We start from the raw sequence: 23,828 nt of genomic DNA on the forward strand, positions 1-23,828 counted from the left end.
GTCGGCCAGTTGGCCGATCACAACTTCATCAATTGCCGAAAGGCTTTCACTCGACTACGGCTTACTGGGATCTGAAATTCCAGTTCATGAACCCTCAGGATATAGGTGTTATTAAACCAAGGTTCGATCTCGCGGATTTTATTCAGGTTGACGCAAAATGAACGGTGACAGCGAAAGAACTGGGTCTCCGGTAACTTCTGACAAAACTCACTGATACTCATCGACATAATGTATTGGTCACGGCGGGTATAGACGATGGTCAGCTTTTCATGCGCTTCTGCATAACAGATATCATTAATGTCTGTGACGATAATCCGTTCATCTTTCACCAGATTAATGGTCTGTGGGATATTGATGCCTGTCGGTGACGCGTTAAGGGTGTTTTGCTGCATCTGCCAGTGATTCTCCAGCTTGTGCAACATGGTGATAATCCGAGATTCTTGGTAAGGCTTGAGAATATAATCGAAAGCTTCCAGTTCAAAGGCCTCGACCGCATACTCCTTCCAAGCAGTGATAAACACGATCTGCGGCCGCACTGCAAACATGGCAATGTTTTTCGCCAGTAGCATTCCATCCAAGGAGGGAATATTGATATCGAGGAAAATAACATCGGTCTGGTTATTCTGCAGATATTTCAGCACATCGACACCATCGGTAAAACAGGCATCCACGTTAATAGAACTGTGCTCCTGGATCATCCAGCTCAATTCCTGACGGGCAAGATACTCATCTTCGACAATGATTGCCTTCACGGTCTATTCTCCGGATTAAAATGATGATGATTCAGAGGGTTACGCGGGATCACTTTTTTTACGGTAAAAGAAATTTCGCTACCCGGCGTTAAGCGGCGGATATCCAGCCCCTCACCGTAAAGTAAACGTACCCGCTGATGGACATTTAATAACCCGATATTATTGCCCGGCATCTCGTTAGCCTTCACTCGGCGGATAATGTCATCACTGATCCCTGCACCGGTATCAGTCACGGAAATTTTCACCTCACCGGGTTGTGGTGCCGCCCTGACGCGGATGGTGACGACCCCTTTGCCCTGACTAGGCTGAATACCATGCACAATGGCATTTTCAACCAGTGGCTGGATTAACAGACTGGGGATTTTGCAGGAGATGTCTTCATCAATATCATAAATTACCGTGAGCTTATCGCCGAAACGGGCCTGTTCAATGGCGATATAATCCATCACCTGGTAAAGCTCTTTCTTTATATCGATCGGTTCATCGTCGCTTAACTCCAAGTTATACCGCAGATAGCGGGACAGGTTGATCACTAATTGCCGAGCTGTATCGGGGTTCATGCGAATTGACGATGAAATAGCATTTAAGGCATTAAACAGAAAATGCGGGTTAATTTTGCTTTGTAAGGCGCGCAATTCTGCCTTATTGGCCATTTCCCGCAACTGCTCCGCCCGAGAGACTTCAAGCTGGGTGGAGATAATTTGCGACAGACCGACGGCCATCTCTTTCAAGGCCCCGGTAATTTTATGGGCTCGGCGGTAATAGATTTTAAGGGTACCGGCCACTTCTCCTTTTTCGCGCAGCGGGATCACTAAAATAGAATGGATGTCGCGGGCACGGTTGGCTTCATCATTATTACGAATGATAATTTTACCGCTAGTGAGGGCTAGGGTGGTGGTGGGACTGAGGCTGACATTCGTCTGGTAGTGTTCCTCACCATAACCCACATAGGCCAGCACTTCCTGACGGTTGGTGATCGCCACTGCATCGGCATGAATATCATCACGAATGATTTCGCATACCTGTCGCAATGATTGGCTATTGATATGACGAAACAACGGTAGCGTTTTATTGGCAATGTCTAAGGCTAGCTTAGCCTGACGGGCGGCCTGTGCCTCTTTCTCACCTTCGACACTCTGTACTAATAGCACGATCAGTCCAATACTCAGTGAGCCGAGGATCATCGGCAGGGCTATTTCGCTGATAATTTCAATACCCAGAGAGGTTGGTCGGGCAAAGACAACAATCAGCGCCATGGTCAGAGTTTCACAGAGCATGCCGCAGATAATGCCGACACTCCAGCGTCGTGATTTCTCTACGTGCTGATAAATCAGCCCTGACACCATACCCGCCAAGACACTGGTGATCAAACAGGGAAGGGAACTGACACCGTGGATATCAATTAGGTAGCGGTGCAGACCAGCAATAATACCGGTAGAGACCCCGACCCAAGGGCCGAACAGGATCCCCCCAGACATAATGGCGATGGTGCGTACATTGAGCAGTGAGCCATCGACATTGATACCAGTCCAGGTACTGAACAGGGCAAATGCAGAGAAAATGACAATCACGGCCAGTTTTTCCGCAAGGGTATAGTCATCCTTCTGCAGTAACTGACGGAAGGGTGCGGCACGCGTCAGGAAAAACAGACAAATCAGCATCAGTGCTGCACGGTCGAAAACGGCCAAGAGTTTATCAAGGTGTAAAAACATCTGCGATTGCCTTTAGAAAACGATATGGCCGGTAGCTAAGGCTATCATAGGGAAAAGCCTAGTTGGGCACCAGGTGCAGTATCCTTACTGCCGTACAATACTGGCTCAGGATAACTCCGCTTACCGCTGGTCATAGTTTTTTTCAGGATTGAAAAGTACCTTAAAGCCAATATCAGAGACAACCGTTTCTGATTACACTGCAAGCTGGCATTATTGGCTGCTCGACAGCCTTGCCGCTAAAATACTATCAATACTCTGACAATTTATCGGAATCAGGCTAAAGTAGTCCGGCAAATGCATTTTATTTGCCCGAGCCGTAAGGCTCATGAGGAACAGGATCGGATCCGGGCACAGGAGTTTGATAGTATGAAAACATTATTGATGGCGTTAGACCGACAGGCTTCAATGGCTGAAAAAGTGATTAACCTGACGTTGGCACAGGCGCAAGCTCATCAGGCTCAAGTGGTCATTTTATGTTGCGTGGCCGCCGACGATGCCGCCTGCAGTCAGCCGATTGAAATTGATACCGCAGAAAAAATGACGGTATCCATGAATGCTAAAGATACGATCAATTCTGCAGAGCAGGTGATACGCAATGCCCTCAGCCCATTTGCGGAGGCCGGTGTTGCGGCGCGTGGCATCATCTGTGCTGGTGATCCTGCGGCCACCATTGTTGAACAGGCAGATCGGCTGGATGTCACCATGATCATCATGGGACGACGCCATCTGTCATCCTTTAACCGCATCCTGAAAGGATCGGTGAGCGCCGCCGTTTTGGAAAAGGCTCACTGTCCTGTTTTAATCGATGTTTCCAAAGAGCCTTCATCTTCATAATGACTGACACCCTGATACCATCACTGGCCGGCCTGATTATTCTAGGTATTTTCTGGGCGCTAGTGGTGCGAAAAACCCGTCTGACCCTTACGGGTGGGATAATACTGACGCTGCTACCGGTGCTGGTGGGGAATCTCTATTGGAGCTACGCCTGTAAGCCGCAACGTGATCAGCAAAGAACCGAACAGCAGGCGCTGGCGGAAATGGCCGCCATGCCAGGATATCGCGTGCTGAAACAGCAAGAACCGGCGCTGTGGACCCAATTGCAGCAAGTTTTTTTAAGTGCTATTCGCCAAGGGGACAGTGTCCCGGTCGCGGTTGGACAATTACGTAGTATGTTAGCGGATGTCATCAATCAGCGTCTTGGTCGGGCCACTGATCAGGCGGTGATCCACTATGTTTCGGTATCGGTCGACGAGATGCAGGCCTTGGATAATATTTCTACCGAGCAGTGTTTTCGCTTCTTGTTTCCTCAGGTAGACGGAGGGGTTAACCTGATGAAAGTCCTGCCGCCGCCGATGAATGCGGAAGACTCCGCCGCGATGGAGACCCTACTGCTGAGTAGCCAAGGACCTTATAAAACGTTAAATAAGGATCAAGCTTCGCAGACGCTAAAACAGGTGGTGAGTGATCTCTATACCCGTTGGGGCGATAAGCTGAAACAGCTTAATGAACCAGGCGATACCTCTTCAGATCACCAGGCGTTGTGCGCCATGACTATTGATCTCTATCAGACTATCCTCCGGCAACCGGCAGCACAATCGGCAAACCTGCTCCGCACTATGGTGGTCAGCGCGCAGTAATTGTCGCTCTGATTAGCAAAAAGCCCGCTTAATGGCGGGCTTTTTGCGTTACGTTCACGAGAATTTCACTACCACTAGGCGATTAGGTGTCCCACAACTACTCGTCGCTTGTCGCGGGCAGAGGTTGTAGCTATCCAGAGCTAAGTGAATTAATTGTCCAAGGCGATTTGTTCGGCACTGAACTCGGCCTGTGGTTGACGGATAGTCAGTGACAGTACCAGAGAGAGTGCCAATAATGTCATAATCAGGGCAAAGGTCACCATAAAACCGCCAAACAGCGTGGCAACCAGCGATCCTAGCATACTGCCGATACCATAACAGAGGTAAATCAGACCGTAATTTTTAGTGAGATTATTAAGACCAAAGAAGTCGCTGACCAGTGAAGGGAAAACTGTAATGGTTCCGCCGAAACTGAAAGCAACACAGGCAACGGACAAGAAAAAGGTTGCTTCATTTAAGTGGGTGAACATCATCAATCCGATCCCCAGTAGTGACAGCACCTGCCCCACAGAGATCACACGGATCCTCGCCAACTTATCTGATAATACCCCTAGTACCAGACGTCCACTGAGACTGGCGACCGCAATGGTTGTGACTGCGCTAGCGGCACTTAGCGCTGAGAGGTGGACTAAGTTTTGACCAATATCTTTGGCGACCCCAATGACATAAAGACCGCTCATGCAGGCAGTCAGAAACATTAACGCCAGCATCCAATATTGAGGATGGCGGACAGCTTCTGCGAGCGTAAAGTCTTTAGCAGTGAGCGTATCGGCACTGACTTTACGTTGTGGGGCATCTTGCATCAGCGACGCACCGATTGCCACCATGACCATAGCAATCAGTCCCCAGATCAAAAAGGTATGCTGTAACCCTTGACTGGCCAGCAGATCGCTGCAGATAAACTTAAATCCAAGTCCCCCTAAACCGTAGGCACCGATGGCGCAAGCAGAGATAACCCCTTTACGTTCTGGAAACCATTTCACGCAGTTCGACAGAGTCATCAGATAGCCAGCACCCGCGGCCAATCCGACAATCACACCGGCGCTGAGGTAGAGCATCCATAAGGACGAGGCCACAGAGGTAAGTGAGAAGCCAATAGCAAGCAACACGCCAGCCCCAAGGGTGACCCGCTTGACACCGAACTTTTCTTGGAATTTACCTGCCATCGATGAGGCAATGGCTAACGCTAAACTAAGGATCCCGAAAGAGAGCGCAATTTTACTGATCGGCGCAGAGAGTTTTTGCGAAAGAGGTTGGTTAAACAAGCTCCAAGTATAGACAGATCCCAGAGCAAATTGTGTGATCATGGTACCGGCCAACGTCAGCCAACGTACCTTGTATGCTGTGTGTATTGTTGTTGTTGTTGTTGTCATGTCATGCTCCGCATGAGAGTTATCAGCCAGACCTGGCGCTTTACCTGCTCAGAATAGATAATTCCCACGCAGAAAGGGGGGTTATGGCATGAAGTGCCACTTTTAGGGAATGAATGGCTTTGACAGCGGAATAAACGGTAGTTGGGTTGCCAGACCGGCAGAAAAAGACCGGCCCGAGAAGGTGCATGATCACCTGGCAGGTCAGCGCTGTCGGGGAGGCTGTGGCAGGAACATCAGCAGATTCGAACAGCCAATGCACAGTAGCCCGATCACGGTGGTCAGCTGCCAGACAAATCCTTCATAGCGGGCCGATAATGCCAAGGCGACCAACGGGAATAGCAAAGTGCTCCAACTGGCTTTTGCTGCACCAATACGGACAAGCAAAATAAAATAAGCACCGAAGCCACACACTGAACCGATAACTGCCAGATAGACTACTGCTGTAAGCCAGGGTAGGTTCAGTGATGGAGCCAGTGAGGCGCCGCGTAATAAAGCGATCACTGCCATGATCAGGCTGCCATATAGCATCGCCCATGCGGTTGTGCTGAGTGCATCTTGCTGTTGCTGCTGATGGTGTATACCGATCATATTACCCAGTGAAAATCCATAGGTGCCGAGGGCACAGAGACCCACACCGTATAGCAGATTGAGGGAAAAGTGGTTCTCCTGTAATTGAGGCCAGAAAAGAATAACCATTCCCGTCAGACCGAGGATTAACGCTGGTACAAAGCGCGGCGCAGGCTTTTGACCGAAAAATAAGCGGCTATTGAGGGCGTTATACAACACCGCCATTGAGAATATCACTGACTCTAGGCCGCTGTTAACCCACTGTGCTGCCGTGTAAAAGCACAGAAAGTTAGCCCCGAAGATACAGCTCCCTTGAATCAGGCACAGAGTGTGGGTCGCTGCTGGCAAGCGTCGTAAACGGCTCACGCCTTTCAGTATCACTAGCAGCAACAGTGAGGCGAAGAAAAATCGCCAGAAGACAGCGGTTTCTACCGCAACATTAGCGCTGTGTTGCTGAACAAAAATGGCAATCCAAGTGGTTCCCCAGATAAGTACCACCGCAAAATAAAGTAAAAATGTCATACTCTCCCCCGTCAAACGGTGAGTATCCCTTTTTTATCGGGGCAGGATTTGTACCGGCTTGCGGTCTACTTGTATGAAGCTGCTTTTTTATGATGATCATACCCGAACAATAGTGGTGGCACACCGGCAGGGCAGGGTAAAGTAGTTTCAAGCGAGTTATGGGAAGAGGGAAAAATGGCAAATTACCAGACACTGGAAATCCTTCAACGGCATAAGGCCAAGCTACTGACATCGGTGGTGTTGGATAATGGGGTACAACTGGCCTCATGGTTTAACCAGTGTGACCGAGTGACGAATCTCAGTGATCACCATACTCTTAGCCTATATACCCAAGAGGGGTATGATACTTGGCATAAAACCCCCCACGGCTGGCGTAATGGCGGTGCACCGGATCGTTTTTGTCTGATGCCATCACAGACAGAGTCGATTTGGGATGTGCGGTCGCAACTCTATTTTTCCCATCTATACTGTACGCCGCAGCATTTGACGACATTGGCGGAGAAAATCTGGGATCGGGGCGGAGCTCAGGTCGCACCAGATGAAAAAGTCTTTGGTAATGACCCGAGGATAAGTCAGATTTATCGGCAATTTCTACTAAATTGTGATTGGCAACAACCGGCGAATCATCTGATGCTAAGCAGTGCCAGCACGCTGCTGCTCACCTGCCTGGTACAAGATTACAGTAATGTCCGCTGGGAACTACCGCAGGTCCGTGGCGGGTTGGCACCTACGGTACTGCGGCGAGTCTACGACTATATCGAGCAACATCTCAGTGAGCCACTGACCCTGGCAGATCTGGCAGCACAGGCAGCGCTCAGCGAGTACCATTTTGCTCGTATGTTTCGGCACAGCAGTGGTCACTCTCCGCATCAGTTTGTGATGGTGAGACGGATGCAAAAAGCGATGAGTTTGCTGCGTCATTCACAGCTCCCTTTAACCGCTATCGCAGAAGAATGTGGATTTTCGTCACTCAGTCACTTTAGTCGTCGTTTTCGTCAGCAATATGGTCAGACACCTTCTGCGGTCCGAGCGCAGTTTGTGTGCTGAGGCATAACTTCTGTGGTCACTGACGAGGATCACTTTCGCCGAGGAAAAAGTACCACAGGGGAACAGACAGCATGGCAGTAAAAACGGTGGTATAGAGGGCTATCATAAAGCATTGAGTGATCCACAGATCCATCGGCCATTCACTAAAGGCCAGCTGATATTGGTCCACAACGCCACCAATAATGGCGCGGGAGATCACGGTGGCGGTGATCAGTGCAACAATGATCACGCTGATGACAAAGTGGCGGGGCTTTTTATGGGTTATCTTCATCGCTACACCTCACTGTTAACTGTTCCGTAAACTCGCCAGTTGATGCCACCCTTGACGCATCAGTAGGCTTCACAAGCCTATTGCCACAAAGCCCGAGCACTGAACAGATTATTTTTAATAATGTATTAACAATTATACTACAAGGGAGGTGCTGGATACCACTCAGTGGTGCTAGCCGCGAGGAGCTTTCCACAGATAAAAAAAACCAGTGCCTACGGCACTGGTTGTCAGAAACGAGGTGTGCTATCAACATTTATAATTAAATTCAACCCGACTTAATCACAGTTAATTGGCAGAGAAAAATAGTTTTTTTATATAGCAGGCTCTAATCTGTCATAGCAACCAGCAATAATTGTAGTGTTTTTATTTTATATCTATATTAATCAATTGGTTAAGTTTAATGCTCTAGTGGGGCGATTTTTTTCAGTCAATAAAGCATTGTTACCTTGCGTCAGTCCGCACAGCAGGATAAGCAAAAAGTGGTCAAAAGAAAGACACTGTTGTTCAGTGAAAAAAGGTCAATTATTGTTATGAAATCCCGAAACTATCGCTGGCAACTGGAAAAGGTCCCTTTCGTCTATCCTGTTGCACTGCGTGAGAACATTGAAAGCGTGCCCGCGGTGGCTGGTGTCTATTTTTTTTATGGTGAAAGTGAAACCCTGCCACTGTATATCGGTAAAAGCGTCAACCTTCGTTCGCGACTGTTATCACATTTGCGTAACCCCGATGAAGCAAAACTATTGCGACAGACACGTTATATCCGTTATCAGGAGACTGCTGGGGAGATCAGTGCATTGCTGCTTGAAGCTCAGCTCATCAAACAGCTCAAGCCACTGTATAACAAAAGGTTAAGAAAGCTGCGTCAACTGCATACCCTGAAGCTGGATGAACAGGTTGTCGACGTTGTGTCTTTGAACCCTCAGGACGTTGGCTGTACCGAAAATATTTTTGGTTTATTTAAGAACCGCTTCAGCGCTCGCAATGCCCTGATGGAGATCGCTGATCGCCACGCACTCTGCTATGGGTTATTGGGGATAGAAAAAAATCCTCCTGGCCGAGCCTGTTTCCGGCACGCCCTACGAAAATGTTCAGGGGCATGTTGTGGTGTGATCAGCCTAGAGCAACATCAAGCGCAGTTACGTGAAGCCCTAGAAGCAATGCGGGTGATCTGTTGGCCTTGGCCGGGCAGAATTGCGCTGCGAGAAGGGGATAAATATCAGGTCATTGACCATTGGGTGTGGCTCGGTGAAGCAGATAGCTTAGAGGAAGCTCAGGAGTTAACGAAAATATCAGGAGGCTACGACATTGATAGCTATAAAATCCTTTGCCGACCACTTCTCGCAGGCCATCATGATATTATACCTTTACCGTGAAGCGGTTCTCTGCGGCAACTCCTTCTGTGTGGAGGCTGGTTGAATCATCTCTGCCCACCGCCCTTAAAAAGCATAATCTGCGGAATCATTGTTGGCGCGATCGGGGGGATTGGCGTTGCTAGTAAGGCTATTGCTTATATTTTAGGCTAAGCCGGTGCTTGCTGCCTCTATCGCCGACGATTAACTCGGTAATTTTCAGACCGAGAGAAATAAATTTCACGGTCTTTAACACTACTAAAGACTAATTTCCTGTCAGAGCCTTCTTTTATTAGCCTAAATAAAAATTACACGAGGTATCTTGCGGTTATTAATAATTCTAGGAGAAATAAAAATACCTTTCTGTTCATATTATTAGTAACACTAACCGCCAGTAATCTGTAATTTACACCTAAAATCTGCATAACTGGCAGTAGCTAGCGACTTTATTAGGTGATCGGTCATCGTATTATTAGTCGCTGTCAAATCAGCACGCTAGGTTGTGGGAGAGGAGGCACTCACAACGTCGACCTTCGAGTCGTGTCTGCAGTTTGGCCGTCAATTAGCAGCTTGCTCAATGGGTGACTGCTGAGCATGCCACGTGGTGGCACAACTGCCGTCGTTCACTGAATGCCTTACCGTTTCTGTGATTTACAAGATGCGTTCTCTAATCTTCACCTTAGGTCGATAGGCTGCTGAATATCTGGCAAGTAAGGGGTCAGGAGTCTAGGGATCTGGCGAGTATTTTTGGTTTTATTAATTAATTGTTAAATACGTTAATTGAAATGGTGTTATTTTCTTTTATTGTATTATTTTTGGTTTGTGCAGTAGGGATTTTTTGAATCTTAGGGTTTTTTTAGATTATTTAAGCATTACTGCTGCGAGAATATAGCCGGATGTTTTCATAGTAATTGTAAACATAAATCTAAATAAGAATCATCAAAGATATAATATTATGTAAGTGGTTGATAATTTTGATTATTTAAATATTCTCTATTGAGATTTCATTGTTGGAAATATAGGCTCTGATGGCTGAATGGAATAACCATAAAGTTTCCTTTGGTTACAATTGACAGTTTGAATACGGAAATTTTTGGATCTTGTGAAGGAATATAAAACACCTCGCAACAAAAAAGCGTTTTTCCCACATTTTTCTTGACAACATGCGGGTGCAGAGGAATATACTGGGCTTCATTCGGACTACACAGAACCTATATTGTGCTGTTTGCGGCAATATATGCGTCTCGAAATCTGGGTACATCTCTAATAAGCGAATTCTGCAGTCTCAAGGGTTTGTTTATCGTCGGGTACTGCATAGCGCTTATTTGTTAAGCTTCGCCTGCAAACGCTTCGTTAAGAGCATTGTAAATTGTTGGGTACTGGCAAGGTTCCTGACAATGTGGCGATTTTTATCCTGCACAATAGGTTACTGTCAGGGATATGTGCTAACGGAGAGCCTGGGGTTTAGAGGTAAGGATGGTGCGACACCTGTTTATACTCTCCCTGTCCCGTCCCTTATCATTTTACCTGCCTGATAAGGAAAGGACGTCCGGGTGTCGCGGGCTACTACGGTCACTTAATACAAAAGAAGATAGTCATGTTAAGTAATGATCTCACATCGCTGATTACGCGCATTGACTTCGCGCTAATCTCATCAATTCATATCATTTATCCACCACTGACCATCGGTCTAGCACTGCTTCTGTTCATCTCTGAACTGATCTGGGTTAGAAAGAAAGATGATAAGTGGTACCGCATTACGCGTTTTTTCGAAAAGCTGTTCATTGTTAACTTCGGTGCAGGTGTTGCGACCGGTGTGACTATGGAAATGGCCTTCGGTATCCTTTATGGTCGCTTCTCTCAGGCTGCCGGACCGTTCTTTGGTCAGGTTCTGGGCTATGAGACCATTACCGCCTTTATGTACGAAGCCGGGTTCATCGGTCTGATGATCTTTGGTTGGGGCAAAATAAGTCGTGGTATGCACCTGTTCGCAACCTTCAACGTGGCACTGTCTTCAACGCTGTCTGCTATGTGGATCTTGGTCGCAAACTCCTGGATGCAGACCCCGACCGGTGTTGAATTAAAGAACGGCATCTTCGTAGTGACCGACTGGATGGCCGCACTATTCAACCCGAACGTCCGTTCAGCATTCCCGCACATGCTGCTGGCCAGCTTCGAGCTGTCCCTGACCTTCGTGGTCTCAGTCTGTGCATGGCAGGTGCTGAAGCGTCGTCACATCAACATCTTCCTGAAACCGCTGAAATATGCTCTGGCGGCTCTGGCCGTGGTTGCTGCTCTGCAGATCTATATGGGTGACGTGCTGGGTGAAAACACCCTGGAGCACAAGCCTGCTGCGCTGGCAGCAATGGAAGGACAATATGATGCTTACGATGCTAACGGTAACGTTAATAGCGCCTGGCACATCATTGGCTGGCCGAACAAAGACAACACTGCTCTGGCATGGTCAATCGACATTCCTCACGGTCTGAGTCTGATTGAAACCAAAACCTGGAACGGTGCAGTCCGTGGTCTGAACAGCTTCCCGAAAGATGAGCAACCACCTGTTGTTCTGCCGTTCTACAGCTTCCGCGCAATGGCTGCCGCGGGCGGTGCACTGCTGCTGGTAAGCTTGTGGGGCGTATGGCTGATGGCTCGTCGTCGTCTGACGGCTGAAACGGCTGCCAATAATACCCTGTTCCTGAAAATTGCGGTGGCAATGGTCGTTCTCCCTTACATCGCCGTGATTGCCGGTTGGTGGACACGTGAAATCGGTCGTCAGCCTTGGATCGTTAATGGTCTGATGCGTACCGTCGACGGTATGAGTGCGATGACACCTGGTCTTGCTATCTTCTGGTTCGTTGGTTTTGCCATCTTCGAAGCGTCGGTAGTGATTGGTACTATCTGGTTCTTGGCAAAAGTTGTCCGTCAGGGTCCTGACTTATCCAGTCCAGTTCCTGGGGAAGGGCATGAGCACCTCGGCCATCTTGATGTGGCAGAAGGCGAACATGCTGACCATCCTGAATATATAAGACCGGTGTGATACGGAGAAGAACCTCATGGATATGCTTACTCATACACAGCAATTTCTAACAATTGCATGGTGGCTGGCGTTTGGTGTCAGCGTACTGCTTTACATTGCGCTTGATGGCGCAGATCTCGGGGCGGGGATCTTCTCGCTGTTTGTCCGTGATCACGACGAACGTGGCGCCATCATGGCGGCAATGGCCGGAACTTGGGATGCTAACGAAACGTGGTTGATCGTGGCCGGTGGTATCATGTTCGGTACCTTCCCATTTGTTTATGGTTCGGCCTTTAGCTACCTGATGGTACCAATGGCACTGGTTCTGTGGGGCATTATGTCCCGTGCTGTGGCCTTGGAATTCCGTCACTTAGCGTCTCCGTTCTGGCAGCGTTTCTCTGACGGTGTGTTCGGTGTTGCTAGTCTGACTGTTACCTTTTTCGGCGGTGTGTGTGTTGGTGCCGTGTTACAGGGTTTTGCACTGGATACTCCAGCAGTGGGTGTCCCTCACTATGCAGGTGGTGCCTTTAACTTCATCACACCTTTCTCCGTATGGACTGGGATTGCATCCTGTGTGGCCATGACCATGTCTGGTGTGCTGTTTGTTCGTGCACGTTTTGAAAAATCTGAACCTATCCGTAAGGTTGCTGCTAGCTGGACTGCCGTCGTGTTCTGGTTAGCCATTGCAGCTGTTGTGGTGACCTTGGTATGGAGCGCCGTCGAGTTCGACTGGGCACGTGCTAAATGGTTTGGTCCTCACTTCTGGATTTGGGGCCTGTTTGGACTGATCGCTCTGTTCTGTATTGAGCAGGTACGTCGTGACACCCTGAAGGACAAAGATTTTGCCGCCATCCTGTGGTTCAACGCAGCAGCGCTGATCCTTGGTTTCGGAATGCTGATCACTATGTTCCCGTGGTTGGTACCGAATACGTGGACCATTTGGGCCGGTGCAACGCCGCAGGTCTCCCTGATCACCTTTACCCTAACCATGGGTGGGTTTGTTCCAGTGATGTTGATGTATAACTGGTACCAGGTTTGGGTATTCCGCGGACGTATCTCCAAACTGGTTGGTTACGGACACTAAAATACTATGTCGTCTCGCCCACCCCTCAGTGGAGCGGCAGCACGCCTGGCAGAGCGTTGGCTTTCGAGTCAACGCCGCCAGGCGGGTTTGCTTTTCTCCCTCACTGTCGCCATGGCAACACTCAGTGCCGTTTTAATGATTGCCCAATGCTGGTTGTTGGCATGGTTGATAGATAAAGTCGTCTTAGGCGGTAAAGGATTATCCGACCTGTTCCCGGCGCTCTGGTTACTGCCAGTCGTCATGATTTTACGCGCAGCCGTGGATATGCTACGTCAGGGTTTTGGCTTCGAAGGTGCCGCCCGGATACGTCAGTTGCTACGTGAAACCTTACTCGAACGCATTGCGGCCCTCGGTCCCTCCTGGAGCCAGCAACATCGTACCGGCAGCATCGCTAACACCTTAGGTGAAGGCGTTGAGGCTATTGAAACTTATTTCTCTGCTTTCCTGCCACAGAAAATGATCATCGGTATTGTGCCGTTGGCCATCCTGGTGGCGCTGTTCCCGTCCGACTGGGTATCTGGTGTGATCATGCTGTGCACTGCACCGCTGATCCCGCTGTTTATGATCTTGGTCGGGAAGGGCGCAGAAAAGATGAACCTCAAGCAGTGGCACAAGCTCAGCCTGATGAGTGCTCACTTTTTTGATGTAATTTCTGGTTTGACCACATTACGTCAGACCAATGCCGCCCGTCGGCAGGCCAATATCATTGCACAGATCTCTGAAAACTACCGCCAGACCACCATGAAAGTGCTGCGGGTGGCCTTTTTGTCATCGTTGGTGCTGGAGTTTTTAGCCACCATCAGCACCGCGATGGTGGCGGTCTATGTTGGCTTCCGTCTTTATTACGGTGATCTGGCGTTCCAACCGGGGCTGTTTGCGCTGTTACTGGCACCGGAATTCTTCCGTCCACTGCGAGATCTGGGTGCACATTATCACGCCCGTATGGATGCTATCGGGGCGACCGAAGGTCTGCTCGAGATCCTTAACGCAGAGCCTGCCGAACAGACTGGTAAGGCTAGCCTGGCCGCTGAGACTCCCCAAGAAATCCGCCTTGAACACGTCAGCTATCAGCATGAAGAGGGCGGTGGGATTGAGGATATTTCTTTCAGCCTGCGTCGCGGTGAAACTGTAGCGATTGTCGGTTCCAGCGGCGCGGGTAAAACCACGCTGGCACGGTTGTTGTTACGGTTCATTACCCCGGCCAGCGGGCAGATCCTGATTGATGGCAAGCCCCTGTCTGAATTAGAACTGCTGCAGTGGCAGCAGCGAGTGGGTTGGTTACCGCAGCGTCCAACATTGTTTGCTGGCACCATCGCCGAAAATATCTGTTTGGCACAGCCAGAGGCCAGTCAGCAATCCTTGCAGCGTGCGGCCTCTTTGGCTCAGGCGGATGCCTTTATCAAAGCGTTTCCCGACGGTTATCAGACCCAAGTCGGTGATGGTGGACAGGGACTCTCCGGTGGACAGATCCAACGGGTCGCAATGGCGCGAGCATTACTGACGGCTCCGCCGTTATTTATCCTCGATGAGCCTACCGCCTCTCTGGATAATGATACTGCCCGTCAGATGATGAGCGGTCTGGTGGATGCGTTGCCGGATGCGGCACGTTTAGTGATCACCCATGATACCTCGATTGCCGCGATGGCAGATCGCATCTTGGTACTGTCGCAAGGTAAACTGATTGAGTCCGGTACCCCGCAACAGCTGTCACAACAAAACGGTGTGTTTGCTGAACTTGAGCGTTTACAGAAGGGGGCGACCGAATGAACGACTTACGTCAGTTATTAAAATTGGCCCGCCCGTGGCGTATGCGTATGGCGATTGGGATCGCCTTATCGGTGATTGTGATCCTGTCAAACGTCGGTCTGCTGGCCCTGTCCGGATGGTTTATCGCCTCAATGGCACTAGCCGGTGTCGGTGCGATGACCTTGGAGTTCTTCACTCCAGCTGCGGCGATCCGTGGGTTGGCGGTATTACGTACCTTTGCCCGTTATCTGGAACGGCTGGTTACCCATGATGCCACCCTGCGGCTGTTATCGGTACTGCGTGTTTGGTTTTATCGCCATCTGGAACCTCTGGCACCGGCTCGTTTGCAGGATTTCCGTGACGGTGACCTGTTGGCACGCCTGCGCGCGGATATCGACAGCTTGGATAACTTTTATCTGCGTATCCTGGCACCGGCGATAGCGGGACTGATCTCCTCGGTAGCGATCTTAGCCGTCCTGTTGTGGTTCTCTCCGGCAGTGTCGGCGATTGATGCCGTCACCCTGTTACTGGCCGGTGTCATCATTCCGATGGCGATCGTGGCACGTACCCGCCGCAGTGGTCATCAGGTGGTGCGTTTACGCTCATCATTACAGGTCGCCTCTACAGACTTGATCCGTGGGCTGGGTGAATTACAGATTGCTGGAGCAGTACGTCGCCAGACACAACACCTGAATGATCTTTCACAGCAGATTATTTCGGCGCAACGTCGTCAGGCTTGGGTCGCTGCGTTAGGCAGTGTCCTGTCGGCATTGGCCGGTCAGCTCGGTATGTTCGTTGCTTTCCTGTTATTGGTGGATGCAGCCCGTGCCGGCAGCATGGCCGGAAATGATCTGGTCATGCTGGTTTTTGCGGTGCTGGCCAGTACCGAGGCCGTGGCTGCACTACCGGTTGCGTTTGCTGCCTGGGGCATGACCCGAGAAGCGGCACGGCGTATTTTTGCCATGGCTGAATTGAAACCGGCCATGACCTTGCCGGAAAAAAGCCCCACTCCTACAGAGCACAGCTTAAGCTTTAGCCATGTCACCATGCGCTATGCCGCGGAAAGTCCGGTTGTTCATCAGGATCTGAGTTTTCGCGTAGCAGAAGGTGAGTGTCTGGCATTGCTCGGTCCGAGCGGTGCGGGCAAAACCACTATTCTGAATCTGATCCAAGGATTCTGGGACTGCGAGAAAGGGGATGTTTCCATCGGTGGCTACCCGGTGCGTGAACTGTCAGATGAGGTGTTACGCCAACTGATTTCGGTGGTCGGTCAGAAAACCTATCTGTTCAATGCCTCAATCCGTGACAACTTACGGATGGTGTCTCCGGATGCGGATGATGATGCGTTGTGGTTGGCACTGACCCGTGCCTCTCTGGCGGAAGAAGTTCGAGCCTTCCCGCGGGGTCTGGATACCCTAGTAGGGGAGTTGGGCGCACGCTTATCTGGCGGACAAACTCGCAGAATTGGTATTGCGCGGGCCTTTTTATCGGATGCTCCGCTGATCCTGCTGGATGAACCGACCGAAGGGCTGGATGCGACCAATACGCATCTGGTACTGGAATCGCTGAAAGAACTGGTCAAAGGTAAGACGACCTTACTGGTTACCCATCAGATCCAGCCACTGGTATTGGCAGATCATCGCTTAATACTGGAAAGACGCTGATCGTTAGCCGGTTCGGTAAAGCGATCGCTCTTACCGTACCGGCTAGTTTTCTTATCTGCTTAGGCAGATCCCTTTTTTCTTAACCGCTCATCTGCAATCTCTATTTACCTTGGCTAGTCGCTATTTCCCTCGCCGATGATCTCTCTCTGTTGTCACGTCTCCCCAGTCGCGTTTAAATAATCCCGTTTTTACCGCATCACTATTATCAGTGATGACTGATGATTAAGTTTCGCTTTATTGTTTATCACTTTTTTATCAGCTTAAATGGAAATAGGATGTGGCGTGCTTTCAAATAAGATAATTACAGTTATGGGGCTTTGTTCGGTTTTTTTACAGGTCAGTTGAGCGTTGTCATACGCCTCTTTACAGAAAGACTACTTCTATCAATGTCACACTGCTGTCGATAAATAAGCATTACGGTTTTTTAATTTATTTAGCCGCGATAATTTATATTTGTACGCCATTTTTACTAGGTGATCATGGCATCGACAACTTTTAATGCGGTTTAAAAATCTTTATATATGATCTCTGTCAGATAAAAGATCTTGGGATTTGCTATTTATCGGATCATTATTCTACCATCGGGTTTCTGACTGCGTAGCCGAAGGATATCAGGCGCAGCGACAAAACCTAGGGAGAAAAAAATGGCTGATAGTTTCCAGAATGAAGTGCCAAAAGCACGCATTAATTTGCAACTCGATTTGCACACAGGCGGGGTGAGTAAAAAAACCGAATTACCACTCAAATTACTGGTGGCCGGTGATTTCAGCCACGGACAAGAAGACCTGCCATTATCTGAACGTGACAAGGTAAATGTTTCCAAAAATAATTTTGACAGCGTCCTTTCTGAATATTCCCCAACTGTTGACCTAACAGTAAAAAATACCTTAGCCGATGACGGCAGCGAAGAAAATCTACGCCTTAGGTTCCGCACTATGAAGGATTTCACCCCAGAACAGGTCGCTCGGCAGATGCCCCAGCTCAAAGCCATGCTGTCGATGCGTAATCTGTTGCGCGATTTGAAAGCAAACTTACTGGATAACCAAGGCTTCCGAAAAGAGCTGGAAAAGATCTTACTCGATCCCGCCCTCAGTGCAGAACTGCGACAGGAACTGTCAAGTCTGGCACCGAAACAGTCGTAACCGACAGGTTCATTAACGGATTAAACAAGGAATGCTTATGTCTGTACAAAATGAAAGTCGCAATGAGGCTGAAACAGTGGTGCTGGATAACGCCACCGGCGGCAGCATCTACGCGTCACTGTTCGAAAAAATTAACTTACGGCCGGTGTCAGAGTTGAGTGCCCTTGACGTCTGGCAGGATGCACAGGCGATGTCGGAAGCCAGTGCTGATGAACGTCTGACGGCGGGTATGCAGGTTTTTCTCGATTGCTTGACGAAATCCGGTAGCAAAGTGGAAAAACTGGATAAAAATCTTATCGATTTCCATATTGCTGAACTGGATCGGCAGATCAGTCGTCAACTTGATGCCGTTATGCACCATGAGAGGTTTCAGCAGGTGGAATCTCTGTGGCGTGGCTTGAAATCGCTGGTGGATAAGACTGACTTCCGACAGAACGTCAAAATCGAGTTACTGGATATCTCCAAGCAGGATTTGCGTCAGGATTTCGAAGACTGTCCTGAAATTATCCAGAGCGGCCTGTATCGACAAACCTATATTGACGAATACGATACACCCGGCGGCGAGCCGGTGGCGGCACTGATCTCTGCCTATGAGTTCGATGCATCCGCCCAAGATGTCGCGCTACTGCGGAATATTTCTAAAGTGTCAGCTGCCGCCCACATGCCCTTTATTGCTTCTGCTGGGCCGCAGTTCTTCCTCAAAGAGACTATGGAGGAAGTCGCGGCGATCAAAGATATTGGTAACTACTTTGACCGCGCCGAATACATCAAATGGAAATCCTTCCGAGAGACCGATGATGCCCGCTATATCGGCTTAGTGATGCCCCGGGTACTGGGTCGCTTGCCGTACGGTCCGGACACAATACCGGTTCGCAGCTTTAACTATATTGAAGAGGTTAAAGGCCCAGACCATGGAAAATATCTGTGGACCAATGCCTCTTTTGCGTTTGCCAGTAATATGGTGAAAAGCTTTATCCAAAACGGCTGGTGCGTACAGATCCGCGGGCCACAGGCGGGCGGTGCGGTGCAGGATCTGCCCATCCATCTGTACGATCTCGGTACCGGTAATCAGGTGAAAATCCCCTCTGAAGTGATGATCCCGGAAACCCGTGAATTTGAGTTTGCCGGACTCGGGTTTATTCCACTTTCTTACTACAAAAATCGCGATTATGCCTGTTTTTTCTCTGCTAACTCGGCCCAAAAACCGACCGTCTATGACTCAGCAGACGCCACCGCCAACAGTCGCATTAATGCGCGATTACCTTATATCTTCCTGTTGTCGCGCATCGCTCACTACCTGAAACTTATCCAACGCGAAAATATTGGCACCACCAAAGATCGCCGCCTACTGGAATTGGAACTCAACACTTGGGTGAAAAGTTTGGTCACGGAAATGACCGATCCCGGTGATGAATTGCAGGCCTCACACCCACTGCGGGATGCTCGGGTGGTGGTGGAGGACATCGAGGATAATCCGGGCTTTTTCCGTGTGAAATTGTATGCGGTCCCGCATTTCCAGGTAGAAGGTATGGATGTCAATCTGTCACTGGTGTCTCAGATGCCGAAGGCAAAATCATAAGGCAGGATGCCAATGAAAACCGAACAGCCCCTGTGGGGGCGTGGGATAATGGTGTCACCCCAGCACTTCCAGCAACAGGCTGCCTTTGCAGCCTGGTCTGCAGAGGCCATCGCCACCATGGGGCTCAACTATCCCTGGGGCGTCATTGAGGCGAGTTTTGAACCTGAGTTGTTAAAAATGGCGCGCCTGCAGGCGCGTAGACTGCATGTCCGCTTTCAGGACGGCACCTTGGTGGACACTGATAATGCAGCGCTGATCCCACAGGCGGTCTCCCTTGAGGCACTCTCTGGAGAGGTTACGGTACTGTTGGCGTTGCCACTGATGCAGGCCAATGGCGGTAACTGCCTAGAGCCGGAACAGATTGCCGAGCGTCCAACCAGATACCGTAAACGTTGGCGTGATATCCGTGATCAGTTTGGCGAACACTCCCGCCAAATTGCGGTATTAACACCGGAACTGGTGCTGCGCTTTTCCCACCAAGATAACAGTGATTATCTGACGGTACCGGTGGTACGGCTACATCAGGATACTCAGGGAAATTGGGCTACGGATGAGACTTTCCTTCCGCCGTTACTGACACTGCGTTGCAGCCGCTGGCTAGTGAAGGAACTTGAACAGCTACTGATCCAGTTGCGCACACGTCTGACCCGTCTGATGGCAATGCGTCGAGAAAGTAACCAGCGGATGGCGGACTTCGCGGTTGCCGATGTTTCGCTATTTTGGCTGCTGAGTGCCCTGAACAGCGCCGAACCGGTACTAGGGCATTTTAGTCGCCATCTGGACTCCCCTCCGGAACGCCTTTATACCGAATTATCACGGCTGTGTGGCAGCCTGCTGACCTTTTCCCTGGAGCACCAAGTGAGTGCTATCCCGGTGTATCAGCATTTGCAGTTGAATGATGTATTTCCGCCGCTGCTCAGTCTATTAAGTGATCTGCTGGAAGCCAGCCTACCGTCGCGGGTGATCGCCTTACCCCTTGAGCAAGACAAACGGCTACATACCTGGCAGGCACGGTTGCATGATCCGCGGCTACGAGAAGGGGCGGATTACTACTTGTCAGTACGATCATCGGTGCCGGTCGCACAGCTACAAGAGCAATTTCCTCGGCAATGTAAAGTCGGCAGTCCGGAACATGTCCTCAGTATCGTTAACTCTTCGCGGATCGGCATTCCGTTGACGCCCCTACGTCATGTCCCGGCGGCGATCCCATTACGACTGGAAAACCAGTATTTCAGCTTGGATATCAACCACCCCTTGGCCGTAGAGATGCTGGCCGGTGGCCGTTGCATGTTCTATGTCCCGGGATTGCTGGGTGAACCAGAACTTGAACTTTTTGCGGTGTTAACAACATGAATCAGCTCTCACGCGGCACGGCCGCGTCCATAGATATTGATGAACTGCTACAGGATACGTGGTTACAGGTAGTCAGCTTGCGTTACGGTCCTCAGTTCAAAGAAGGGGATGGCAGGATCCTCTGGGAACGCTGTGTGGCAGATATTGAGCACGTACAACAGCAGCTACAACAGCAAGGACTGGATGAGGCGGGCTGTCAGCATATTCTCACCGCCCAATGCGCCTTACTGGATGAAACAGTAAAAGGGCGTGGAGTGTTGGATGATGCTTGCCTGCAATGGTACAGCATCCCGTTGCAGGGGCATTTTCTCGGGACATTGGATGCCGGTGATACGCTTTGTGAGCGGATGAAGGCCGTACTACGAGAACCTACGGCGGATATTGCGGTAGTAACCTGTTTTCAGCGGGTGATGATGCTCGGTTTTCTCGGGAAATTCACCTCGTTGGACTCGCCGGAGCGCAGCAAGCTGGTTCAAGCGCTCAGTGACCGGGTATTGCCTTTTAGTGATCCCAAGCCGGGGCCGATATTGGCCACTAGCAGGGGTAGAACTTGGTTTTACCGCACGTTAAGTCGTGGATGGGTGCAGGTGATTGTCAGCGTGTTGGGGGTGGCAGCCGTCTGGTGGGGATTGAACCAGTGGCTTGACCAATTATTGCTGAGGTTGTTGCCTGGGACGATGCAATGAGTGCCACGCAGCGGTTCATTTTAGCACTGTGGGCGGCGCTGCTGGTGGCTATCCTCTGCGTGGTTTTTTTACCAGTAAACAGAGCACTGTCACTCCTGTTACTAACCGCTGGGTGGCTGACGATTTTACTGCTGTGGATCTCTTTTCGGCGGCAGTCACCTACGCAGCTTATGCCGTGGCTACAGGATTTACCTGCACCGGAATACCGACAACCGGTGGTCATCATTTGTGGGGATTTTCCGCAGGCTTGGCCCCAGGACTCGCCTGTGTTGCTACAGCCGCAGGGGTGCTGGATACGCTCACCGGAAGATCAGGATCTGCAGCAGACGGGTCTCCAGCTATTGGCCGCCCGCCCGCAATGGGGTAACCAGTTGGCAGTGATGGTCAATATCTGTCCGCAACAGCACAGCGATGCAGCCGTGTTTAACCACTGGCTGCTGAGATTACGCTGGCATATTAGTGAGTTACGTCAGTGTAGCGGCTATCCAGTTCCGCTTATCCTCAGCACATTAGTCGGTTGTCAGTTGACCCGTGACAGTATCTGGCAGATGGCTGCCTGTGGTAACGGAGGATGCATCCGGTCCCCGTTGCCTATTGCCGCAACCGACAGCCAAGCGACACCGGAAATGGCACAGCAGGTGCTGCTCGACGGTCTGATTCGCTGGAGCAAAGCAGAGGTCTGTCAACAACTCAGTGATGAAAAGCCGGATCTACCGCCCGTTTACCCGGCGATAGTGGTATGGGGAATATCACCGCTACTGGCTGGTAGTCTCGCTACCGGTCTGTGGAGTCACTGGCTGGCTGACCGTACGGCCTTAAGCGGCGTGTCAGGCTGGCAGCCAGCCGGGACCGACAGCACGGTGCTTTCCCTGTTACCTGGCTTTATTTTTCCCTTATTACCCCGAGGGCAGGGTATCCCTCCTGTAGGTCGTACTTACCGTTATGGCTTGGCTGTCCTGACCTTAGCGGTTATTGCGGCTTTGCTCAGCAGTGGCTGGAACAACCGGCAGTTATTGATCCGCCTTAACAGTGACCTTAACCGCTATCAGCAACTGCCAATGGAAGACGATGCTGCCAAGGCGCGAGAGATTGATGTCCTTCGTGAAGATATCGCGCAGCTAGACAGTTATCGCCGTAACGGCGTGCCGCTGCGCCTCGGTTTTGGCTTATATCGAGGGGAGTATCTGCGCGTGACATTGCTGGATGCAGTAAGCCGCTATCAACCGCCTCCGCCACCGGTAGTCGCACCACTGCCAGAGACGCCGCCAGAGATTATCCGCTTGGACAGCTTGTCGCTGTTTGATTCTGGGCAGGCAGCCTTGAAAACAGACTCAATACCGATCCTGGTCAAGGCGCTGACAGGGATTAATGCCAAACCCGGCTGGTTGATTCTGATCAGCGGCCACACCGATAACACCGGCGACCCGCAACGTAATCAGCTGCTTTCATTGCAACGGGCGGAAGCCGTTCGTAACTGGATGCGCGATATCGGCCAGGTACCGGCAAGTTGTTTTGCGGTGCAAGGATACGGAGAAAGTCGCCCGTTACAGTCAAACACTACGCCACAGGGCCGAGCCCGCAACCGGCGTGTCGAAATCAGTCTGGTCCCTCAGGCCAATGCCTGCCAGAGATCGGACAGGACCCCGGCGTCATCGAAGGATAATGACGCTTCACAACACAATGGAGAGTAAAAATATGGCAATTCCAGTTTACCTGTGGCTCAAAGACGATGGCGGAGCGGACATTAAAGGGTCCGTAGACGTTCAGGATCGCGAAGGCAGTATCGAGGTGGTGGCACAGCAACATAACCTGTACATCCCGACCGATAACAATACCGGCAAATTGACCGGTACCCGCATCCACACGCCGTTTCTGTTTACCAAGGAGATCGATTCCTCTAGCCCCTATCTCTACAAAGCAGTCACCACGGGGCAGACCCTCAAGGCTGCAGAATTCAAGTGGTACAAAATTAACGACGCCGGTCAGGAGGTAGAGTATTTCAACACCCGCTTAGAAAACGTCAAAGTGGTGAAGGTGAAGCCGGTGATGCACGACGTTAAAGATCCCTCCTTCGAAAAACATAACCATCTCGAAGACATTGAGCTGCGTTACGAAAAAATCACTTGGACCTACAAAGACGGCAACATTATCCATTCTGATTCTTGGAATGAACGCGCTACGGCGTGATCCCCCAACGGGCAGCACTGCTGCCCTTTTTTTGCTGAGTCTCTGGGGGTACGACGGGGACTCAGCAAAAAATAAATCGGAAATCTGACCTGATGCGCTTTGGCTCCTGACCCTAGGGAACAGCGATGGGCGGTAGCG

Annotated in this window: 19 protein-coding genes; 14 read left to right on the plus strand and 5 right to left on the minus strand. The window is 50.4% G+C overall.

Annotated features, from left to right (window positions below):
* Positions 1-17: 17 nt before the first annotated feature.
* Complete coding sequence (locus DW47_RS0102610) at positions 18-752, minus strand: LytR/AlgR family response regulator transcription factor (protein ID WP_029684779.1); 735 nt, start codon at positions 750-752, stop codon at positions 18-20.
* Positions 749-2,464: an ECF transporter S component gene (locus DW47_RS0102615; protein WP_051150808.1), complete on the minus strand. Its 1,716-nt coding sequence runs from the start codon at positions 2,462-2,464 to the stop codon at positions 749-751. The genes DW47_RS0102610 and DW47_RS0102615 overlap by 4 nt, the downstream gene beginning before the upstream one ends.
* Before the next feature lie 366 nt (positions 2,465-2,830).
* Between DW47_RS0102615 and DW47_RS0102620 the strand changes: the two genes are divergently transcribed.
* Both DW47_RS0102620 and DW47_RS0102625 read left to right on the plus strand, forming a co-directional pair.
* On the plus strand, positions 2,831-3,298 hold the full coding sequence (locus DW47_RS0102620; RefSeq protein WP_029684782.1) for a universal stress protein: 468 nt from the start codon (positions 2,831-2,833) through the stop codon (positions 3,296-3,298).
* Positions 3,298-4,101: a hypothetical protein gene (locus DW47_RS0102625; protein ID WP_029684783.1), complete on the plus strand. Its 804-nt coding sequence runs from the start codon at positions 3,298-3,300 to the stop codon at positions 4,099-4,101. Before DW47_RS0102620 ends, DW47_RS0102625 begins: the two co-directional genes overlap by 1 nt.
* A 149-nt stretch (positions 4,102-4,250) precedes the next feature.
* Here the strand turns inward: DW47_RS0102625 and DW47_RS0102630 are convergent, their stop codons facing one another.
* Together DW47_RS0102630 and DW47_RS0102635 are read right to left on the minus strand one after the other, a co-directional pair.
* On the minus strand, positions 4,251-5,474 hold the full coding sequence (locus DW47_RS0102630) for an L-lactate MFS transporter (protein WP_029684785.1): 1,224 nt from the start codon (positions 5,472-5,474) through the stop codon (positions 4,251-4,253).
* 201 nt (positions 5,475-5,675) lie between these two features.
* A complete protein-coding gene (locus DW47_RS0102635) occupies positions 5,676-6,563 on the minus strand; it encodes a DMT family transporter (RefSeq protein WP_029684787.1) in 888 nt (295 codons plus the stop codon).
* A gap of 174 nt (positions 6,564-6,737) precedes the next feature.
* Between DW47_RS0102635 and DW47_RS0102640 the strand changes: the two genes are divergently transcribed.
* The gene (locus tag DW47_RS0102640) at positions 6,738-7,610 is read left to right on the plus strand and encodes a helix-turn-helix transcriptional regulator (protein WP_029684788.1); all 873 of its coding nucleotides are present in this window, start codon (positions 6,738-6,740) and stop codon (positions 7,608-7,610) included.
* 16 nt (positions 7,611-7,626) lie between these two features.
* On the opposite strand, the gene DW47_RS0102645 is transcribed toward DW47_RS0102640, so the two are convergent.
* Entirely contained in the window at positions 7,627-7,881 is a 255-nt protein-coding gene (locus DW47_RS0102645) for a DUF2534 family protein (protein WP_029684789.1), read from the minus strand.
* 524 nt (positions 7,882-8,405) lie between these two features.
* On the opposite strand from DW47_RS0102645, the gene cho reads away from it, so the two are divergent.
* The 11 genes from cho (at position 8,406) to DW47_RS0102700 (ending at position 23,690) form a co-directional block, all read left to right on the plus strand.
* Positions 8,406-9,254 (plus strand): excinuclease Cho, encoded by an 849-nt coding sequence (cho, locus tag DW47_RS0102650; RefSeq protein WP_029684790.1) that lies wholly within the window; start codon positions 8,406-8,408, stop codon positions 9,252-9,254.
* A 1,573-nt stretch (positions 9,255-10,827) separates the two neighbouring features.
* Positions 10,828-12,270 carry a cytochrome ubiquinol oxidase subunit I gene (locus tag DW47_RS0102655; RefSeq protein ID WP_038027040.1) on the plus strand — a complete coding sequence of 481 codons (1,443 nt, stop codon included), beginning with the start codon at positions 10,828-10,830 and terminating at the stop codon, positions 12,268-12,270.
* Positions 12,271-12,286: 16 nt separating this feature from the next.
* A complete protein-coding gene (locus tag DW47_RS0102660) occupies positions 12,287-13,333 on the plus strand; it encodes a cytochrome d ubiquinol oxidase subunit II (RefSeq protein WP_029684793.1) in 1,047 nt (348 codons plus the stop codon).
* A gap of 6 nt (positions 13,334-13,339) precedes the next feature.
* Entirely contained in the window at positions 13,340-15,100 is a 1,761-nt protein-coding gene (gene cydD, locus DW47_RS0102665) for a thiol reductant ABC exporter subunit CydD (RefSeq protein WP_029684795.1), read from the plus strand.
* A complete protein-coding gene (gene cydC, locus DW47_RS0102670) occupies positions 15,097-16,743 on the plus strand; it encodes a thiol reductant ABC exporter subunit CydC (protein ID WP_029684796.1) in 1,647 nt (548 codons plus the stop codon). Before cydD ends, cydC begins: the two co-directional genes overlap by 4 nt.
* A 644-nt stretch (positions 16,744-17,387) precedes the next feature.
* The gene (gene tssB / locus DW47_RS0102675; protein WP_029684797.1) at positions 17,388-17,885 is read left to right on the plus strand and encodes a type VI secretion system contractile sheath small subunit; all 498 of its coding nucleotides are present in this window, start codon (positions 17,388-17,390) and stop codon (positions 17,883-17,885) included.
* A gap of 31 nt (positions 17,886-17,916) precedes the next feature.
* The gene (gene tssC / locus DW47_RS0102680; protein ID WP_029684798.1) at positions 17,917-19,464 is read left to right on the plus strand and encodes a type VI secretion system contractile sheath large subunit; all 1,548 of its coding nucleotides are present in this window, start codon (positions 17,917-17,919) and stop codon (positions 19,462-19,464) included.
* Positions 19,465-19,476: 12 nt separating this feature from the next.
* Positions 19,477-20,817, plus strand: a complete 1,341-nt coding sequence (gene tssK / locus DW47_RS0102685) for a type VI secretion system baseplate subunit TssK (protein WP_029684799.1) — start codon at positions 19,477-19,479, stop codon at positions 20,815-20,817.
* Positions 20,814-21,503 carry a type VI secretion system protein TssL, short form gene (gene tssL, locus DW47_RS0102690; RefSeq protein ID WP_029684800.1) on the plus strand — a complete coding sequence of 230 codons (690 nt, stop codon included), beginning with the start codon at positions 20,814-20,816 and terminating at the stop codon, positions 21,501-21,503. The genes tssK and tssL overlap by 4 nt, the downstream gene beginning before the upstream one ends.
* Positions 21,500-23,194 carry an OmpA family protein gene (locus DW47_RS0102695; protein ID WP_029684801.1) on the plus strand — a complete coding sequence of 565 codons (1,695 nt, stop codon included), beginning with the start codon at positions 21,500-21,502 and terminating at the stop codon, positions 23,192-23,194. Before tssL ends, DW47_RS0102695 begins: the two co-directional genes overlap by 4 nt.
* A gap of 4 nt (positions 23,195-23,198) precedes the next feature.
* Positions 23,199-23,690, plus strand: coding sequence for an Hcp family type VI secretion system effector (locus DW47_RS0102700; RefSeq protein ID WP_029684802.1), 492 nt, complete (start codon positions 23,199-23,201; stop codon positions 23,688-23,690).
* Positions 23,691-23,828: the final 138 nt, after the last annotated feature.

The sequence above is a fragment of the Tatumella saanichensis genome (genome assembly GCF_000439375.1).
Taxonomy (GTDB): domain Bacteria; phylum Pseudomonadota; class Gammaproteobacteria; order Enterobacterales; family Enterobacteriaceae; genus Tatumella; species Tatumella saanichensis.

Excerpts from the sequence above, each read along its gene's own strand:
- DW47_RS0102615 (WP_051150808.1), bottom strand. The coding sequence starts at position 2,464 with ATGTTTTTACACCTTGATAAACTCTTGGCCGTTTTCGACCGTGCAGCA.
- DW47_RS0102620 (WP_029684782.1), top strand. The coding sequence starts at position 2,831 with ATGAAAACATTATTGATGGCGTTAGACCGACAGGCTTCAATGGCTGAA.
- DW47_RS0102625 (WP_029684783.1), top strand. The coding sequence starts at position 3,298 with ATGACTGACACCCTGATACCATCACTGGCCGGCCTGATTATTCTAGGT.
- DW47_RS0102630 (WP_029684785.1), bottom strand. The coding sequence starts at position 5,474 with ATGACAACAACAACAACAACAATACACACAGCATACAAGGTACGTTGG.
- DW47_RS0102635 (WP_029684787.1), bottom strand. The coding sequence starts at position 6,563 with ATGACATTTTTACTTTATTTTGCGGTGGTACTTATCTGGGGAACCACT.
- DW47_RS0102640 (WP_029684788.1), top strand. The coding sequence starts at position 6,738 with ATGGCAAATTACCAGACACTGGAAATCCTTCAACGGCATAAGGCCAAG.
- DW47_RS0102645 (WP_029684789.1), bottom strand. The coding sequence starts at position 7,881 with ATGAAGATAACCCATAAAAAGCCCCGCCACTTTGTCATCAGCGTGATC.
- DW47_RS0102655 (WP_038027040.1), top strand. The coding sequence starts at position 10,828 with ATGTTAAGTAATGATCTCACATCGCTGATTACGCGCATTGACTTCGCG.
- DW47_RS0102660 (WP_029684793.1), top strand. The coding sequence starts at position 12,287 with ATGGATATGCTTACTCATACACAGCAATTTCTAACAATTGCATGGTGG.
- cydD (WP_029684795.1), top strand. The coding sequence starts at position 13,340 with ATGTCGTCTCGCCCACCCCTCAGTGGAGCGGCAGCACGCCTGGCAGAG.
- cydC (WP_029684796.1), top strand. The coding sequence starts at position 15,097 with ATGAACGACTTACGTCAGTTATTAAAATTGGCCCGCCCGTGGCGTATG.
- tssB (WP_029684797.1), top strand. The coding sequence starts at position 17,388 with ATGGCTGATAGTTTCCAGAATGAAGTGCCAAAAGCACGCATTAATTTG.
- tssC (WP_029684798.1), top strand. The coding sequence starts at position 17,917 with ATGCTTATGTCTGTACAAAATGAAAGTCGCAATGAGGCTGAAACAGTG.
- tssK (WP_029684799.1), top strand. The coding sequence starts at position 19,477 with ATGAAAACCGAACAGCCCCTGTGGGGGCGTGGGATAATGGTGTCACCC.
- tssL (WP_029684800.1), top strand. The coding sequence starts at position 20,814 with ATGAATCAGCTCTCACGCGGCACGGCCGCGTCCATAGATATTGATGAA.
- DW47_RS0102695 (WP_029684801.1), top strand. The coding sequence starts at position 21,500 with ATGAGTGCCACGCAGCGGTTCATTTTAGCACTGTGGGCGGCGCTGCTG.
- DW47_RS0102700 (WP_029684802.1), top strand. The coding sequence starts at position 23,199 with ATGGCAATTCCAGTTTACCTGTGGCTCAAAGACGATGGCGGAGCGGAC.